13 protein-coding genes and 2 pseudogenes are annotated in these 14,234 nt (G+C 61.7%); 12 read left to right on the top strand and 3 right to left on the bottom strand.

Annotated features, from left to right (window positions below; all coding sequences use genetic code 11):
• Window positions 1–822 precede the first annotated feature (822 nt).
• Window positions 823–1,083, top strand: coding sequence for a sulfurtransferase TusA family protein (locus M3436_14395; protein ID MDQ3565267.1), 261 nt, complete (start codon window positions 823–825; stop codon window positions 1,081–1,083).
• On the opposite strand, the gene M3436_14400 is transcribed toward M3436_14395, so the two are convergent.
• Window positions 1,078–1,575, bottom strand: a complete 498-nt coding sequence (locus tag M3436_14400; GenBank protein ID MDQ3565268.1) for a putative molybdenum carrier protein — start codon at window positions 1,573–1,575, stop codon at window positions 1,078–1,080. The genes M3436_14395 and M3436_14400 overlap by 6 nt on opposite strands.
• A gap of 190 nt (window positions 1,576–1,765) precedes the next feature.
• Here M3436_14400 and gcvH point away from each other — a divergent pair, with 190 nt between their 5' ends.
• From gcvH to M3436_14415, 3 genes and pseudogenes are all read left to right on the top strand, one after another.
• The gene (gcvH, locus tag M3436_14405) at window positions 1,766–2,161 is read left to right on the top strand and encodes a glycine cleavage system protein GcvH (GenBank protein ID MDQ3565269.1); all 396 of its coding nucleotides are present in this window, start codon (window positions 1,766–1,768) and stop codon (window positions 2,159–2,161) included.
• A gap of 138 nt (window positions 2,162–2,299) precedes the next feature.
• Window positions 2,300–2,797 (top strand): thiol peroxidase, encoded by a 498-nt coding sequence (tpx, locus tag M3436_14410; GenBank protein MDQ3565270.1) that lies wholly within the window; start codon window positions 2,300–2,302, stop codon window positions 2,795–2,797.
• Between the two features lie 421 nt (window positions 2,798–3,218).
• A pseudogene (locus M3436_14415) lies at window positions 3,219–3,350 on the top strand (DUF2292 domain-containing protein).
• 67 nt (window positions 3,351–3,417) lie between these two features.
• On the opposite strand, the gene M3436_14420 reads toward M3436_14415, so the two are convergent.
• Window positions 3,418–3,753, bottom strand: a complete 336-nt coding sequence (locus M3436_14420; GenBank protein ID MDQ3565271.1) for a hypothetical protein — start codon at window positions 3,751–3,753, stop codon at window positions 3,418–3,420.
• Between the two features lie 176 nt (window positions 3,754–3,929).
• Here M3436_14420 and M3436_14425 point away from each other — a divergent pair, with 176 nt between their 5' ends.
• The 8 genes and pseudogenes from M3436_14425 to M3436_14460 all read left to right on the top strand — a co-directional run bounded on the left by M3436_14425 (window position 3,930) and on the right by M3436_14460 (window position 11,071).
• Window positions 3,930–4,937 (top strand): OprO/OprP family phosphate-selective porin, encoded by a 1,008-nt coding sequence (locus tag M3436_14425; protein ID MDQ3565272.1) that lies wholly within the window; start codon window positions 3,930–3,932, stop codon window positions 4,935–4,937.
• A gap of 30 nt (window positions 4,938–4,967) precedes the next feature.
• A pseudogene (locus tag M3436_14430) lies at window positions 4,968–5,985 on the top strand (sulfate ABC transporter substrate-binding protein).
• Between the two features lie 54 nt (window positions 5,986–6,039).
• Window positions 6,040–6,201: a hypothetical protein gene (locus M3436_14435; protein ID MDQ3565273.1), complete on the top strand. Its 162-nt coding sequence runs from the start codon at window positions 6,040–6,042 to the stop codon at window positions 6,199–6,201.
• 246 nt (window positions 6,202–6,447) lie between these two features.
• A complete protein-coding gene (locus tag M3436_14440; protein MDQ3565274.1) occupies window positions 6,448–6,663 on the top strand; it encodes a molybdopterin-binding protein in 216 nt (71 codons plus the stop codon).
• 125 nt (window positions 6,664–6,788) lie between these two features.
• Complete coding sequence (locus M3436_14445) at window positions 6,789–7,718, top strand: EAL domain-containing protein (protein ID MDQ3565275.1); 930 nt, start codon at window positions 6,789–6,791, stop codon at window positions 7,716–7,718.
• 409 nt (window positions 7,719–8,127) lie between these two features.
• A complete protein-coding gene (gene cysT / locus M3436_14450; protein MDQ3565276.1) occupies window positions 8,128–9,027 on the top strand; it encodes a sulfate ABC transporter permease subunit CysT in 900 nt (299 codons plus the stop codon).
• Between the two features lie 53 nt (window positions 9,028–9,080).
• Entirely contained in the window at window positions 9,081–9,929 is an 849-nt protein-coding gene (gene cysW, locus M3436_14455; protein ID MDQ3565277.1) for a sulfate ABC transporter permease subunit CysW, read from the top strand.
• Window positions 9,930–9,940: 11 nt separating this feature from the next.
• Complete coding sequence (locus M3436_14460; GenBank protein ID MDQ3565278.1) at window positions 9,941–11,071, top strand: sulfate/molybdate ABC transporter ATP-binding protein; 1,131 nt, start codon at window positions 9,941–9,943, stop codon at window positions 11,069–11,071.
• A gap of 397 nt (window positions 11,072–11,468) precedes the next feature.
• Here the strand turns inward: M3436_14460 and M3436_14465 are convergent.
• Window positions 11,469–14,234: hypothetical protein (locus M3436_14465; protein MDQ3565279.1), on the bottom strand; the 2,766-nt coding region annotated here is incomplete at its 5' end.

Here is a 14,234-nt window from a genome sequence, read left to right on the forward strand (position 1 = left end):
GCCTCAAACCACCTGCACTTATCGACAGAAACCTCCATGAGTTACTCGATTTGTCCTGTTGGCGTCTCGACCGCAGCGGCTAATTCAAGCGGTCTTCTTTTCTGATGTCCTCATCAATGCCTTTAGCCCATGTATCCACACATTGGTGAGAAATGCGGGCTAGCTAAGACTACGTGTCCCAGCAAATGAATTGCCTAGCTGAGGGCGACACGGACGTGCTCCTGGCACGCAAATCGCCTGAATCTCTAGAAGAGCACAACAAGCCTTGACTACATTAAGAGGAAACCACAGTGGCGAATCTGAATGAACGCTTCGGAGAGATGGAGTCTTCTCACGTCCGACACGTAAGCCGGGAAGACACGCTCGTTAACTGGTCCCTGGATGATTTCTCAGACATCGTGCCCATGTCGTTGCTCCGTGACGACAGTTTGATGAAAGTCCCTGACGAATTCACCCACTGATATTTTGTGACCCGGAGAGCCCCATGACACGGACACAAGCTGTAGCGGTAGACGAAATCCGGCTCTCCCGGCTGATCGACATGAGAAACCCATCCTACAGGCGGCTATTTACTTGGGACTGGTGAGTGAAGAGGGGTACATGACCCGCCCACGGCAAACGGTTATGGGCCCATCATATGGGCGGCTAGCGCGCCATACGGTAAGCGTCGTAACCACGGAGGAAATCTAGCGTACTTATAGACTGACGGTCGATCCGATGATGTCGTAACGGGAGGTCCGTCATGACAAGCGAGTCGATCGCGAGGCAGGGGAGGCGCATACCCGGTGGCGGCAAACTACGGATTGATTATATAGTAATCCCATGAACGACATGGTGCCGGCTTTGCCGGTAACTGCCGTACTGGACGTAATGGGTTTAAAGTGCCCATTGCCGTTGCTCAAGACCAAGGTCGAGCTGAACCGGATTCAGCCGGGGCAAATCCTGCGGGTCTTGGCGACCGATCCCATGGCGGTCGTGGACCTGCAGGCGTTTTGTGTACGCAGTGGACACGAGATGCTGCGTTGGGACGAGCGCGAACGGGTGTGGGAATTCTTCATCCGTAAAGCGGCGAGCGATTCATAACGATTGCGAAAAGCTTGTTTGTTTCTTGATGAAACAAAAGACAACGAGCAAAAACTCCTTGGCCTGCGTGTAAATCCCGGGCTGCTTGCTTTCTCGCGGTCCGGCCACGTTTAACACCTCGATGCGGTTTTCCGTCATCCATCCGTAAATAATCTCGGTTCCCGGTGGGTGTTGCAGGTCAATGATTATTCTCGGCTTGCTGTTGCGGGCCGCCCATCGTGCCGTCAGCGCCGTACCACCGTCCATTACACCACGTATCAGAATGAGGGTCCCGTCCGCATCGAGCACGTTGCGTTCGGTGCGGCCTCCATAGCGCTCGGAATCAAGCTCACGTAGAGGGTAATGTGCCGGAATGCGTCCATCTTCCGCACGCCTTCCGCGCGGGCACCAGCCTCCGCAGGGGATCCCCAATTCCAGGGCGGTATCGAGGGCCGCACGGTCGACGCCTGTCTGGCCGCCCGATAGGATGCGCATGATGTCCGGTTTTTTCATGGCTCGAATGCCGTATCGCTTTTACAATGGTTCGTTTAAGGTGGTATCTTCACGTTATCATAGGCAGGCGGAATTCGTGATGGAACGGGCGCAGAGGCTTGTTCCGGGCAATGAACGGCAAAGAATCGGCGCGTTGTGTGGACGGCGAGCAGAGCGGAATCGAACCGCATCAAGGAGACACGAGCGACGCATGAGTAATATTCCCGAGGACCGTAAGTACACCTCCAGCCACGAATGGGTAAAACCACTCGATGACGGTACGATGCGGGTCGGCATTACCGATCATGCCCAGCAGGCTTTAGGCGATATGGTGTTCGTAGAGTTACCGGAAGTCGGCGGTGCTTATCCGGCCACGGCAGAATGCGCCGTAGTGGAATCGGTAAAGTCGGCATCGGATCTCTACTGTCCGCTGTCCGGCGAAATCGTGGAGGTGAATGAGGCGCTCAATCAAAGTCCAGAAATTGTCAACCGTGATCCCTACGGCGAAGGCTGGATCTTTCGGCTCAAACCAGATGACGTGAATGAGATGAATCGTCTTTTGGATCCCGACGAATACGCCGACGGACTGAAAGACGAGCAACATTAGAACTGATTACCACGAGTTCGCCACAGCCTCGGCAGCGATTTGATGAGCAAGCTTTGAGATCGCCGGAGTGGGGGTCTCTCTGCGATAAGATCGCCTGGACCGTGAGGTACCTCAACGACCAGTCAGGAGCATGAATAAATGGCAACGATTACCCTCAAGGGCGCCCCGATACATACCAACGGCCATTTACCGGCGATCGGCAGCCAGGCCCCCGATTTCACCCTCGTAGACAGCGCATTGAATGATGTCACCTTGGCGACATACCAGGGCAAGAAGAAGCTACTGAATATCGTTCCAAGCCTCGACACACCCGTGTGCGCCGCGTCCACGAAGCGTTTTAACGACGCGGCGAAAGGCTACGGCGATGTGGTCTTTTTGATGATCTCGGCGGATCTACCGTTCGCAATGACACGCTTTTGTAAGGCGGAAGCGACAGCTAACGTGATCCCACTTTCTTTGATGCGATCGCGAGCCTTCGCTCGGGACTACGGTGTTTTGATCGAGGACGGTCCTCTCGCGGGGATCACGGCGCGGGCTGTCGTGGTCCTGGATGGACACGACCGGGTTATATTCACACAGCTTGTCCCCGAAATCGCCCACGAGCCGGATTACGATCGCGCGTTGGTAGCACTTTAAAAAGCGATTCGCACTTTTCACTACTAGCGCGCCGCTTGCGGCGGGCACTTTAGTCTTGGGGTTGCCAAAGGGCTAGGTGGCCGGAGCCCCCAAGTAGGGTTCAGAACCAGCGCCAGCGGCTCCGCCGCCTTGCGCGTTCCTACTGAACGGGAACCATAACGCGAACCTGACGGCCACGACCTGCGCGGCTAGCGCGGGCGCCTCGCATCCATCCTTCCCGGACCCCGGTCCAAACAGTGTTTATTCAATATAGCTATATAAAAATAAGAATATATTCTTTTGACGAACGTATCTTCCGCGCTACAGTGCCCGCAGTGGCAGCAGCCCTGTGAACCGACGACCGCATCACTTTGGACCAGAGATTCATGCAAGGCAATCGCGATAAAGTCCCCCTTGGGACCGGTCAACCCCCTCTCTCTCAGTCGAGGACATTCGTTTGGCGCTTCAGGGGCTTCACTACGGCGCCGTAGAGATCACCGTCCACAACGGACAAATCGTGCAGATCGAGCGCAAGGAAAAGCTCCGTGCTTCCTCCGCCCCTGCAAGACAGTAAATCGGAACTGACCAGACCGGCCTATTAACCCCACCAGTTCACTGGAAGGTATATAAAGAGACTTTATTTAACCAGGAGCTGACCGGGCCACCGGAGGTTCTCGTGAAAATAGGAGATTATTTCTATGAGACACTCCACGCTCACCCTCACCCTCCTCGGCGGGCTCGCCACGGGTTTTCATGCTTCGCTCGCCGCGGAGGAAGCCATTCCGCCCGCGGTACAGCAGCGCATCGACGAGCTCGACCTCAAGGTGCGGACGCTCGAGCGGCGGCTCGAGGTCGAGCAGGAGACCAAGCTTGCCGAGAAGGCCAAGCAGACCGCCACGGTGTCCGCGGGCGCCGACGGCTTCGCTCTGAAATCCAATGACGGCGCGTTTCAGTTGAAGCTGCGCGGCTTGCTGCACGCCGACGGCCGATATTTTTTCGAGGACGAGGACCGGACGAACGGCGACACCTATTTGCTCCGCCGCGCCCGCCCGATCCTGGAGGGCACGGTCTTCAGGATCTTCGACTTCCGCTTCATGCCGGATTTCGGAAGATCCTGGAGGGCACGGTCTTCAGGATCTTCGACTTCCGCTTCATGCCGGATTTCGGAAACGGCAGGACGGTCATCCAGGACGCTTACGCCGATGCCCGCTTGCTCCCCTGGTTCCAGCTCAAGGGCGGCAAGTTCAAGACCCCCTTTGGCATCGAGCGGCTGCAGTCGGCCTCCGCCATCCGCTTTGTCGAGCGCGCATTGCCCAACAACCTGGTTCCGAATCGCGACATCGGCGTCGAGCTGCATGGCGATTTTGGCCAGGGGATCGTGAGCTATTCGCTGGCGTGGTTGAACGGGGTCAACCATGGGCGCTCGAGCGAGGACTTCGGTGATGTGGACAGTAACATCGACAAGGATCTCGCGGCCCGGATCTTCGCCCATCCCTTTCTGCAAAGCGATTTCGTGCCCCTGCAAGGTCTCGGCTTAGGCTTTGCCGTGAGCTATGTCGATGCCCGCGGCAGCATTACCTCGCCCAATCTGCCTGAGTACCGGACCTCGGGCCAGCAGAGGTTTTTCTCGTATCGCGCGGGCAGTTTCGCCGATGGCGAGCGGCTCAGGCTCTCGCCTCAAGGTTACTACTACTATGGTCCCTGGGGGCTGCTCGCCGAATACGTCAGCGTCTTCCAGGATGTCGACCGGGCGCTAGGCGCCACGATCCGTGAAGAGGATCTCCATCACGACGCCTGGCAGATCGCGGGGAGTTATGTCCTGACCGGCGAGGAATCGACCTATAAGGGCGTGAAGCCCGCGCGTCCGTTCTCGATCGAAAACGGACATTGGGGCGCCTTCGAAATCAAAGCACGCTACAGCGAGCTGGATCTCGACGAGGACAGCTTCGCCGGCGGCGCCGATTCATTTGCCGATCCCACCACAGCGGCGGAACAAGCGGCGGCCTGGGCCGTGGGCTTGAACTGGTATCTCAATCAGAACGTAAAGTTCGCCGTTGACTACGAGCACACGGTGTTCGACGGCGGCGCTGGCACAGTGGACTCCCCGCGCGATCGGGAGGATGAAAACGTCGTCCTCAGCCGGGTGCAACTCGCTTTTTGATCGATCCCAATAAAGCCAAGGAGAAATACTATGTTTACAAGAGAAGGTTTGCTCGCAGCGACCGTCACCACCTTAGCGTTATCGCTGATCAACCCGCTAGCATCGTGGGCCAAGGAGATCCGTTTGCTCAACGTCTCCTACGATCCGACGCGCGAGCTGTACCAGGAGTACAACGCGGCGTTCGCGAAACACTGGCAGGAAAAGACCGGCGATACCGTGACCGTGCAGCAGTCGCATGGCGGATCCGGTAAGCAGGCACGCGCCGTAATCGACGGGCTCGAGGCGGACGTGGTGACCCTGGCACTCGCCTACGACATCGATGCCATCGTCGAGAAATCGGGCTTCATCCGCAAGAACTGGCAATCCGATCTACCGGGCTCGAGTGCCCCCTACACCTCCACGATGGCCTTTCTAGTGCGCAAGGGTAACCCCAAGGGGATCAAGGACTGGGACGACCTCGTTAAGCCCGGCGTCTCGGTGATCACACCGAATCCCAAGACCTCAGGAGCCGCCCGCTGGAACTACCTCGGCGCCTGGGGTTACGCCTTGCTGAAATCGAATCGTGACGAAGCCCAAGGCCAAAGACTTTATCGCCAAGCTCTATAAGAACGTGCCGGTGCTCGATACCGCGGCGCGCGGCGCCACCACCACCTTTGTCCAACGTGGCATCGGAGATGTGCTTATCAACTGGGAGAATGAGATTCTGCTGGCCGGCAGGGAGTTAGGCCCGGATAAGTTCGACATCGTCGTGCCGCCAAGCAGCATCCTGGCCCAGCCTACGGTTGCCGTGGTCGAAAAGGTCGCGGACAAGCACGGCACGATCGAGGCCGCGCGCGCCTATCTTGAGTATCTCTACACCAAGGAAGGCCAGGAGATCGTCGCCAAGCACTTTTACCGGCCGGTGGATGCGGAGGTCGCGGCCAAATACGCCTCCCAGTTCCCGAAGCTGACGCTGTTTACGCTCGCGGAAATAGTGGGCGATTGGAAGAAAGCCAATCAGGTCCACTTCGCCGATGGCGGGGTGTTCGATCAGATCCATGGACAGTGAGCAAAACAATAGAGGGCGTTAACCATTAACCCATTTTAGACAGAGGAAACGTTTATGACCGATTTTATATGGGGTTTTATTCTGGGTCTGCTCGTCGGCAGCTTCGGCGTCTTTCTCACGCTGGCCCTAGCGTACATCGGCGCGCGCGCGGATGCAGACGACCTAGCCGATTGGCGTGAGCTGGGCAAAGAGGACGATTGGGTATGGATCGGTTAGACGTGCTCAACCGCAATGTGGCGCGGCCAGATCATGCGCTCCTGCCTCCACCACCTCCCCGGTCCGCTCGGGCCGGGGTCTTTTAAGCGTGAGGGGAGCTAGCGGGATCGGCCGCGAGTGTTCTCAGGGTGCGGGTAAGCACATAGGGAGCAGGTGACGGACAGCTCGTAGAGACGAGCATCAGTAAGCGGGTGCACTCTACGTGCTGCCGCGTGAGTTTAACCTAGATAACATGAGGTATATACCATGACCATTAAAGCGATCAACGTTCGCAATCAGTTTCGCGGAAAGATCAAGGAGATCGTCGAAGGACCCGTGCTCTCGGAGGTGGATGTCGAAACGCCGTCAGGAATAGTGACCTCAGTGATCACCTCACGCTCGATCGAAGAGCTCGATCTCAAGGTGGGGTCGGAGGCGCTGGCGCTGGCGAAATCGACCGAGGTGGCACTGGCGAAACTATAGGATTAATCCCAAGCGTAGCGGACCGGCAGCCGCCGGTCCGCTCGTATCCATGAGCGGACCTCACAAACGCGACACGTTAGTATCGTGTCCCGCAATGATTTTTCATATGCGGTAGGAGGAGCAGTATGCCGGTCAGTCAGATCATCGATTATTTCAATGACCAGATGCGGGTCGCGCCTATGCGCTTCCTGCCCGAGGATCCGATTCGTTCGCGCTACGGGGCGGTCGAGGGGTATTTCGGACCGCTGCGGCTGAGGAGCGTGTTTCAGCCCCTCGTCGCGATCGCGTCCAGCGGGCGTCTCGTCGTCGGCCATCAAGCGTATTTGCGCGCGATCGGTGCGAACTACGCGGCGCTACCGGCGCCCGAGGTCTTTGCGAGCGCCCGCGAAGCGGCGGCGATCGTGTACCTGGATCGGTTGTGCCGCACGGTGCATATGCTCAATTTCCTGCGCCAGGAGTACGACGACGCCAGCTTGTTTCTACACGTGCACGCTCGCCATATCCTGAGTCCGCATGAACATGGCGAGTACTTCGAAGGTCTCTTGCATCGCTGCGGCTTGATCCCGGAGCGCATCGTGATCCAAAGCGATCCGCCGAGCACGAGGGACGCCGATGAACGCCGCCGAACGCAAGCCGCGCTAAGAAACTACCGGCGGCGCGGGTATCGCCTGGCTATGAACGCCACCTCCGGGGTCCGCAGGGAAAATATTCTCGAAGACGTTTTGGAGCTTCAACCGGATTACGTGCGACTCGACCGCACTTGCCTGGCGATCGGGGAGAGTCAGGCCGCGGTGGCGCGGGCTATGATCTTGATCGCTCTTCTCCACGAATCAGGCGCCAAGGTCATTGTCCATGGCCTTGAGACCACGGCGCAGGTTGGTGCCGCCACTGAATACGGGGTGGATGTGGCCGCGGGAAGTCACTTCGGCCGGCCGAGCCCTGATCTCAGCAGTGGTGTCCTCGTCCCGGTGGACGGCAGTCGTCCATTCGGGAGCCGCACAGCGGCCGGTACGGGGCCGTTTCGGGCGGGTGATGTCTTCTTACGTTATGCATAATAGTTATTTATTAATTAGGATAGATTATTTATTGCGATAAGCAATCGTCTGCTAGATTACGCAACATGGTGCTGTTCCCCGATGTTCTTTTCGCTGAATCTTCGCACTCTGGCCGCCAAGCACGGTTACCGGCAGGTGCACGCGGACCCAGCCAACCTGAAACGCTTTCAGGAGGTCAAGCGCGTCACCGTGGACGAGCCGTTTCGGCGGATGTACGCAGGCCACGCATTTCGGCGCAGGCGGTACGTTGGACCAATTGCATGGCGGAAATAGGACCCCACCAATGACCCGCCATATCGTCCGCTGGATCGCGTGGGCGCAACTGGCCATGGGCCTGCTCCTGCTCTGGTCAGCCCTGGGCGCTGCGCCCATACCCGCCGTGCTCACATTGCCGTAAGAGAGCACCACGATGCCATCAATTACCAAGAAGCACCCGTCGCTCAGCCGTTCCCCGATCCCGGGGTTCGGACTGACGCTGGGCTACACGATGATCTACCTCAGCCTGATCGTGCTCATCCCGCTCGCTGGGGTATTTGTCAAAGCGGCCGGGCTCGGTCTTGACGGCCTCTTGCCGATTCTCGGCTCGCCTCGTGTGCTGTCGGCGCTGAAGCTTTCCTTCGGAACGGCGCTGATCGCGGCGGCCATCAACCTGGTCTTCGGCATGCTCGTGGCCTGGGTATTCGTGCGCTACGAGTTTCCGGGCAAGCGGCTGTTCGATGCGACGATTGATCTGCCTTTCGCGCTGCCGACCGCGGTCGCCGGCATCGCACTGACGGCGCTCTACGCGGGCAACGGCTGGGTCGGCCAGTTTCTGGAACCGCTGGGCATCAAGGTGGCCTACACGCCGCTCGGCATCGTCGTCGCGCTGACCTTCGTCGGCCTGCCGTTCGTGGTACGCACGGTGGAGCCGGTGCTGAGGGACGCCGAGAAGGAACTGGAGGAGGCTGCCGCCTCGCTCGGCGCAACGCGCTGGCAGACGGTGAGCCGGGTTGTCTTTCCGGCCATCCTGCCCGCGCTCTTGACCGGCTTCACGCTGGCGTTCGCGCGCGGCGTCGGCGAATACGGATCGGTGATCTTCATCGCCGGCAATCTGCCGCATGTCTCCGAGATCGCGCCGCTGCTCATTGTCATCAAGCTGGAGGAGTATAGTTATGCGGGCGCCACCGCGGTGGCGGCAGCCATGCTGGTCATCTCTTTCGCGCTGTTGCTGGTCATCAACGCGCTGCAGGCGTGGACCAACCGCCACCGGACCCAGCGCCATGCCGGACCCGCACTGCCTCATCCTGTGCTTCAGGGAGCTGGAGCGTGAGTCCGCAGATCGACCACTCACTGCTCGATCCGCCAACGCTCCCGTTCGAGCCGCTGCTACAGCGCAATGCGGTAATCACCGAGCAGCCTTGGGTCCGCTGGATTCTGACGGCCGGCGCGCTCGCTTTCCTGATGGCGTTTCTTCTGCTTCCCCTAGTCGCTGTCTTTACGGAGGCCTTGCGCGGCGGCTTCAAGCTGTACTGGGAGTCCTTGAAAGAGCCCGACGCGCTGGTGGCGATCCGGCTGACCCTCACCGTCGCCGCCATCGCAGTGCCGCTGAATCTCGTCTTCGGCGTGGCCGCGGCCTGGGCCGTTACCAAGTTCGAGTTCCGCGGCAAGTTCTTCCTTATCACGCTTATAGACCTGCCGTTTTCGGTGTCGCCGGTGGTCGCCGGCCTGATCTACGTGCTGATGTTCGGCGCGCAGGGATGGTTCGGTCCTTGGCTGGCCGCGCACGACATCCACATCATCTTCGCCGTGCCGGGTATTGTGCTGGCCACGGTGTTCGTGACCTTTCCCTTCATCGCGCGCGAGTTGATACCGCTGATGCAGGAGCAGGGCACGGACGACGAGCAAGCGGCGCTGTCCCTGGGCGCGAATGGCTGGCAGGCCTTCTGGCATGTCACGGTACCGAACATTAAATGGGGCCTGCTTTACGGCGTGCTGCTGTGCAACGCCCGCGCCATGGGCGAGTTCGGTGCGGTCTCCGTGGTCAGCGGCCACATCCGCGGCGAGACCAATACAATGCCGCTGCACGTCGAAATCCTCTACAACGAATACAACTTCGCCGCGGCCTTCGCCGTGGCCTCGCTGTTGGCCGGACTGGCCTTGATCACGCTCGCACTGAAGTCCTTCCTCGAAGCACGCCACGGCGCCGAGCTTTCGGCCTCTCAACGTCATTGACGGAGCTCCTCATGGACATTCGAATCCGCCACATCCACAAAAGCTTCACCGGCTTTCCCGCGCTGGTGGACGTTAATCTCGACATCCGGTCGGGTGAGCTGATCGCGCTCTTGGGTCCGTCCGGCTCCGGCAAGACGACGCTGCTGCGCGTCATCGCCGGGCTTGAATTTCCGGACTACGGGGAGATTCTGTTCGGCGCCGAGAACATGGCGCGCAAGCCCGTGCGTGAGCGCCGCGTCGGTTTCGTGTTCCAGCACTACGCACTGTTCAAGCACATGAGCGTGCTGGACAACATCGCCTTCGGTCTGCGCGTGCGGCCCAGGTTCTTGCGGCCCGGTAAGGCTCAGATGCGCCGCAAGGCCGTCGAGCTGCTGGACCTAGTGCAGCTCGGCGGCCTGGAGCGGCGCTACCCGCACCAGTTGTCCGGCGGCCAGAAACAGCGGGTAGCCCTGGCCCGCGCCCTGGCGATCGAACCACGCGTGCTGCTCTTGGACGAACCGTTCGGCGCGCTCGACGCCAAGGTGCGCAAGGACCTGCGCCGCTGGCTGCGCGAGCTGCACAACCGGACCGGCTACACCACAGTGTTTGTCACCCATGACCAGGAAGAGGCGCTGGAATTGGCCGACCGGGTGGTGATCATGAACCGTGGGTGCCTCGAGCAAGTCGGCACCGTGGACGAGGTGTACGAGCACCCGCGCACGCCGTTCGTCTTCGACTTTTTGGGCGGCACCAACGTGCTCGACGCCGAAATGCACGGACGCAAGGTGTTCCTGCGCGGCGCCGAGCAACCGCTGGTCACCGACATCATCCATCCCGACGGCCCCGCCGACCTCTACGTACGCCCCGGCGACCTGCGTCTTGCGGACCTGGGCTCGCCCGGTATCGAGGTGCGCGTAACCGCCGTTCAGCGCACCGGGCCCATCGTGCGCGCCAGCGCCGAAGTATTGGCCAACGGCACCGGCGTCAGCATCGAACTGCCTCATCTGCACCACGATGCAGCCAGGTTCCAGGCGGGCGCCACGCTCCGGCTGAAGATGATGCAGTTCTGCGTATACCCGCGAGCGGTTGCGGTTCATGCGCACCCAATTACGGATACTCCGGAACCAACCGCCGCCGAATTGCGAGAGCGCACCCGCGCCTAGTGACGCCTTCGGAGCGCTCGATGATCACCACGACACCCATGACGCCGCGGCGGCGCAGACGAAATCGGCCTCAGAGCCGTAGGTGTGTGACACCGTGCCATTGCGCGTAGGTAGTTCGGGGTCAGAGTAAAAATTGCTTAGGTATTCTTACCCCAAACTCCCCCGCCAAACTCCCCCACGCTCACCCACCGCCGGGCTTGCGCTCCGGGCGCGGCACCACCGGCAGCAGGAACGCCAGCGACACCGCGACCGAGATCCCATTCACCGTCACGCAGCTCGTCTTGTGCCGCCGACGACCCACGTGTGGACCGACGAGCACTCGGCCGACGCGCGAGCTCTACTTCCGGCGCAGCTCGGCTCGGAGATCCGTGTCACCAGCGCCCCAGCCGACTCTTCGTCATGGTACCCCGTGGGGAAACGAAGCCACGCGTGTCGGGATCCCCTGCGACGCCATATATGCATCCTTCCAAATCTGGGCAATCGATCGGAACGCTCTGCCCGTCTTCACCTCGACGAACCCCACCAGCACCCGCGCATTACCCGCCAGGGGCTCCCACACCTCGATGTCTGGATAGCGGAAACGTCCGGGAATATCGAGCCAGTTCCTCGGACGGATGCGGGTCGCGTACCCCCCCTCCTCAAGCCATTTCGCCATCACCTCAACCGCGGCGGCGTGACGCGCATTGCCGGCCGCAAATCTGGCCGCAATTATGCCCTTGCCAGCCAACAGCGAACCTGTGACGGCTTTTACGACTGGCGTACCCAACGGCACCGCGGCCGACGCTTCGTTGAGTTCCTCAAGGGTCGACTCGAACGTCGCCTTCTGCCAATGCCGTACGAATCCGCGGAACGGATTCCACTTCTCCCATGTGTCGAGCCCATTCTGCTCGAGCCACCCACGCGTGTCAGTCGGCCTTGAAAATCCACCCGGGTCGAGGCGGTTCTCGACGATGCGTCGGCCCACGCCGTCGCCGGAATCGTTCTTGATGTAGGTCTGACCGCCGCGATCGAAGTCGACTCCGCGTCCCTCGAAGCGTCCGGGGCGCGCCCGCCTCAGGTTGAGCTGGCGAAGCGCGTCGCGGTTGCGCCGGCACGTTGCGTCGGGGCACTTCGCGGTTACGATGAGCTCCTCGTCGATGTCCTTGCCGCTCTCGTAGACCACGCCGGCAAACCCGCTCGGATCGGTGCCGCTCGTCGGGTTGCTCGACAGGTAGCCGTAGCGGTTGAACGCCTGCGTGTTCAGCGGCTCCGACACGATCGGATCGACGCTGACGAACCGGCCGAGCAGCGGGTCATAGACCCGGCCGTTCATGTGGACGAGCTGGTGGTCGCCGAGGTGGTCGTGCGCGGTGAAGCCGCGCGATGTGGTCGGTGACGCCCACACGCCACTGCCGTCGGTCCAGTCGGGGTTGCGCGGCGCGCCGTACGGATCGAACGCGTGGCGCTCGAGCATGTTCGCCGCGATCGCGGTCGCGAGCTCGGCCGCGGTGCCCGGGGTAATGAGCTCGGTCGAGCCGAGCCGGTCGCCGTGGAGGAAGCTCGTGGTCTGGTTCGCGGTCGGGCTGCCGGCGGGCCGCGCGAGCGTCTGAAGCACGCTGCCGCCGACGAAGTGCAGCAGCGTCTGGTTGCCGGCGGCGTCCTCGGTGTGCTCGTACAGCTTGCCGTCGACGTAGTACGTGGTCCTGCCGTTCTCGACCTTCTTGAACCGCGCGCCCTCGGGGTCGTAGGCGAACGTCGTCGTCGCGCCGCCGCGCGCGATCGACGTCGGCACCTCGAACACCCAGTCGTAGACCAGCGTGCGCCCGTCGCCCGCGATCAGGTTGCCGTTCGCGTCGTAGCGGAAGTCCGACACCGTGCCGCCGCCGGCGCGGGTGTAGCTGCGGAGGCCGTTCGGCCCGGCCAGCGTCGGCGCTGACTTCGCGGCGTTGCCGTACACGAACCCGGTCGCGCGATCGCTCTTCGACGTGAAGTTGCCGACCGCGTCGTACGCGTAGGTCACCACCGTCGCAGGGCCCGATGCGAAGGTGCGGGTCGTGCGATCGAGGCGGTTCACGCCGTCGTAGCGGTACGCCTCGGTGACGCCGAGCACGTTGTTGGTCTGCGCCGTCAGGTTGGCGGCCGCATCGTCGTAGCGATAGCTCGCGTCGAGGAGCTTCGTCGAGCCGGTCACGACCTGGTGGCTCGCGAGCTGGCCGGTCGCCGCGAGGTACGCGAGCTTGTCCTGGGCGCCGTTCGCGAGCGTGGCCTGCTCGGCCGCGCCGCGTGCGCTGACCGCGTCGATCGTGCGCAGCGTGACCCGAGGGCCCGCGCTGAAGCCCCAGTCGTCCTCGTGCGCGAGGTAGCCGCGTTCGTTGCGATCGAAGCCGAGCTCCTTGCCGCTCGGGTAGCGCACCGAGACCAGGTGTCCGCGGCAGTTGTAGCCGTAGTCGGTCACGAAGCTGCGGCCGTCGATCTCGGTCGTGCGCTGGGTCACCCGGCCGGCGAGATCGTACGACGGCGCGCGAACGAACCCGTTTCCAGAGCGCTCGCCGTCGAGCGCGCCCTTGCGCTTGACGTCGTAGGTCCAGGTCGCGAGCGGCGTCGGGGCGCCGTCGATCGTGCGCTGGGTCGGCCGGCCGAGCGTGTCGTACACGGTACGGATCACGGCGTTGCGCGCGTCGGTGCGCGTGATCGGCTGGTCGAAGCCGTCGTACTCGTAGACGTGAGGCCCCTTGTCGGGGTCCTGGATCCCGATCAGCCGGCCGCGCGCGTCGTACGTGCTGGTGCTGACGTTGCCCTTCGGATCCTCGGTCAGCGCGAGCAGCCCGAGCGGCTCGTAGCGGAAGCGCACCCGGCCAGCCGCGCCGTCGGTGGTCTGCAGCACGCGGCCGGCGAGGTCCTCGGTGCGCGTCCGGGTCGGCCCGGTGTACGTGCCTGTCAAGCTGGTCGTGGTGGTGAGCCCGCTGTACAAATAGCTCTCGGAGCGCACGATGTTCGGATCGTCGAGCACCATCGACTTACTCGCCGGCCGGCCGAGCGGATCGAAGTCGGTCCACCAGGTATACGGTGCCTTCGTCACGTCGTACGACGGCACGGTCGCGCGCACGAGGTGACCGCCCGCGTCGAAGCGGCGGGCGACCCCGGTGCGCTGCGCGCCGTCGAAGCTCGTCTGCTGCTCCAGCAC

The organism is Pseudomonadota bacterium, assembly GCA_030859565.1.
GTDB lineage: Bacteria > Pseudomonadota > Gammaproteobacteria > JACCXJ01 > JACCXJ01 > USCg-Taylor.

What these genes read in the sequence shown, in the direction of transcription:
- M3436_14395 (MDQ3565267.1), top strand. Translation starts at nt 823, where the DNA reads ATGAACGACATGGTGCCGGCTTTGCCGGTAACTGCCGTACTGGACGTA.
- M3436_14400 (MDQ3565268.1), bottom strand. Translation starts at nt 1,575, where the DNA reads ATGAAAAAACCGGACATCATGCGCATCCTATCGGGCGGCCAGACAGGC.
- gcvH (MDQ3565269.1), top strand. Translation starts at nt 1,766, where the DNA reads ATGAGTAATATTCCCGAGGACCGTAAGTACACCTCCAGCCACGAATGG.
- tpx (MDQ3565270.1), top strand. Translation starts at nt 2,300, where the DNA reads ATGGCAACGATTACCCTCAAGGGCGCCCCGATACATACCAACGGCCAT.
- M3436_14425 (MDQ3565272.1), top strand. Translation starts at nt 3,930, where the DNA reads ATGCCGGATTTCGGAAACGGCAGGACGGTCATCCAGGACGCTTACGCC.
- M3436_14435 (MDQ3565273.1), top strand. Translation starts at nt 6,040, where the DNA reads ATGACCGATTTTATATGGGGTTTTATTCTGGGTCTGCTCGTCGGCAGC.
- M3436_14440 (MDQ3565274.1), top strand. Translation starts at nt 6,448, where the DNA reads ATGACCATTAAAGCGATCAACGTTCGCAATCAGTTTCGCGGAAAGATC.
- M3436_14445 (MDQ3565275.1), top strand. Translation starts at nt 6,789, where the DNA reads ATGCCGGTCAGTCAGATCATCGATTATTTCAATGACCAGATGCGGGTC.
- cysT (MDQ3565276.1), top strand. Translation starts at nt 8,128, where the DNA reads ATGCCATCAATTACCAAGAAGCACCCGTCGCTCAGCCGTTCCCCGATC.
- M3436_14460 (MDQ3565278.1), top strand. Translation starts at nt 9,941, where the DNA reads ATGGACATTCGAATCCGCCACATCCACAAAAGCTTCACCGGCTTTCCC.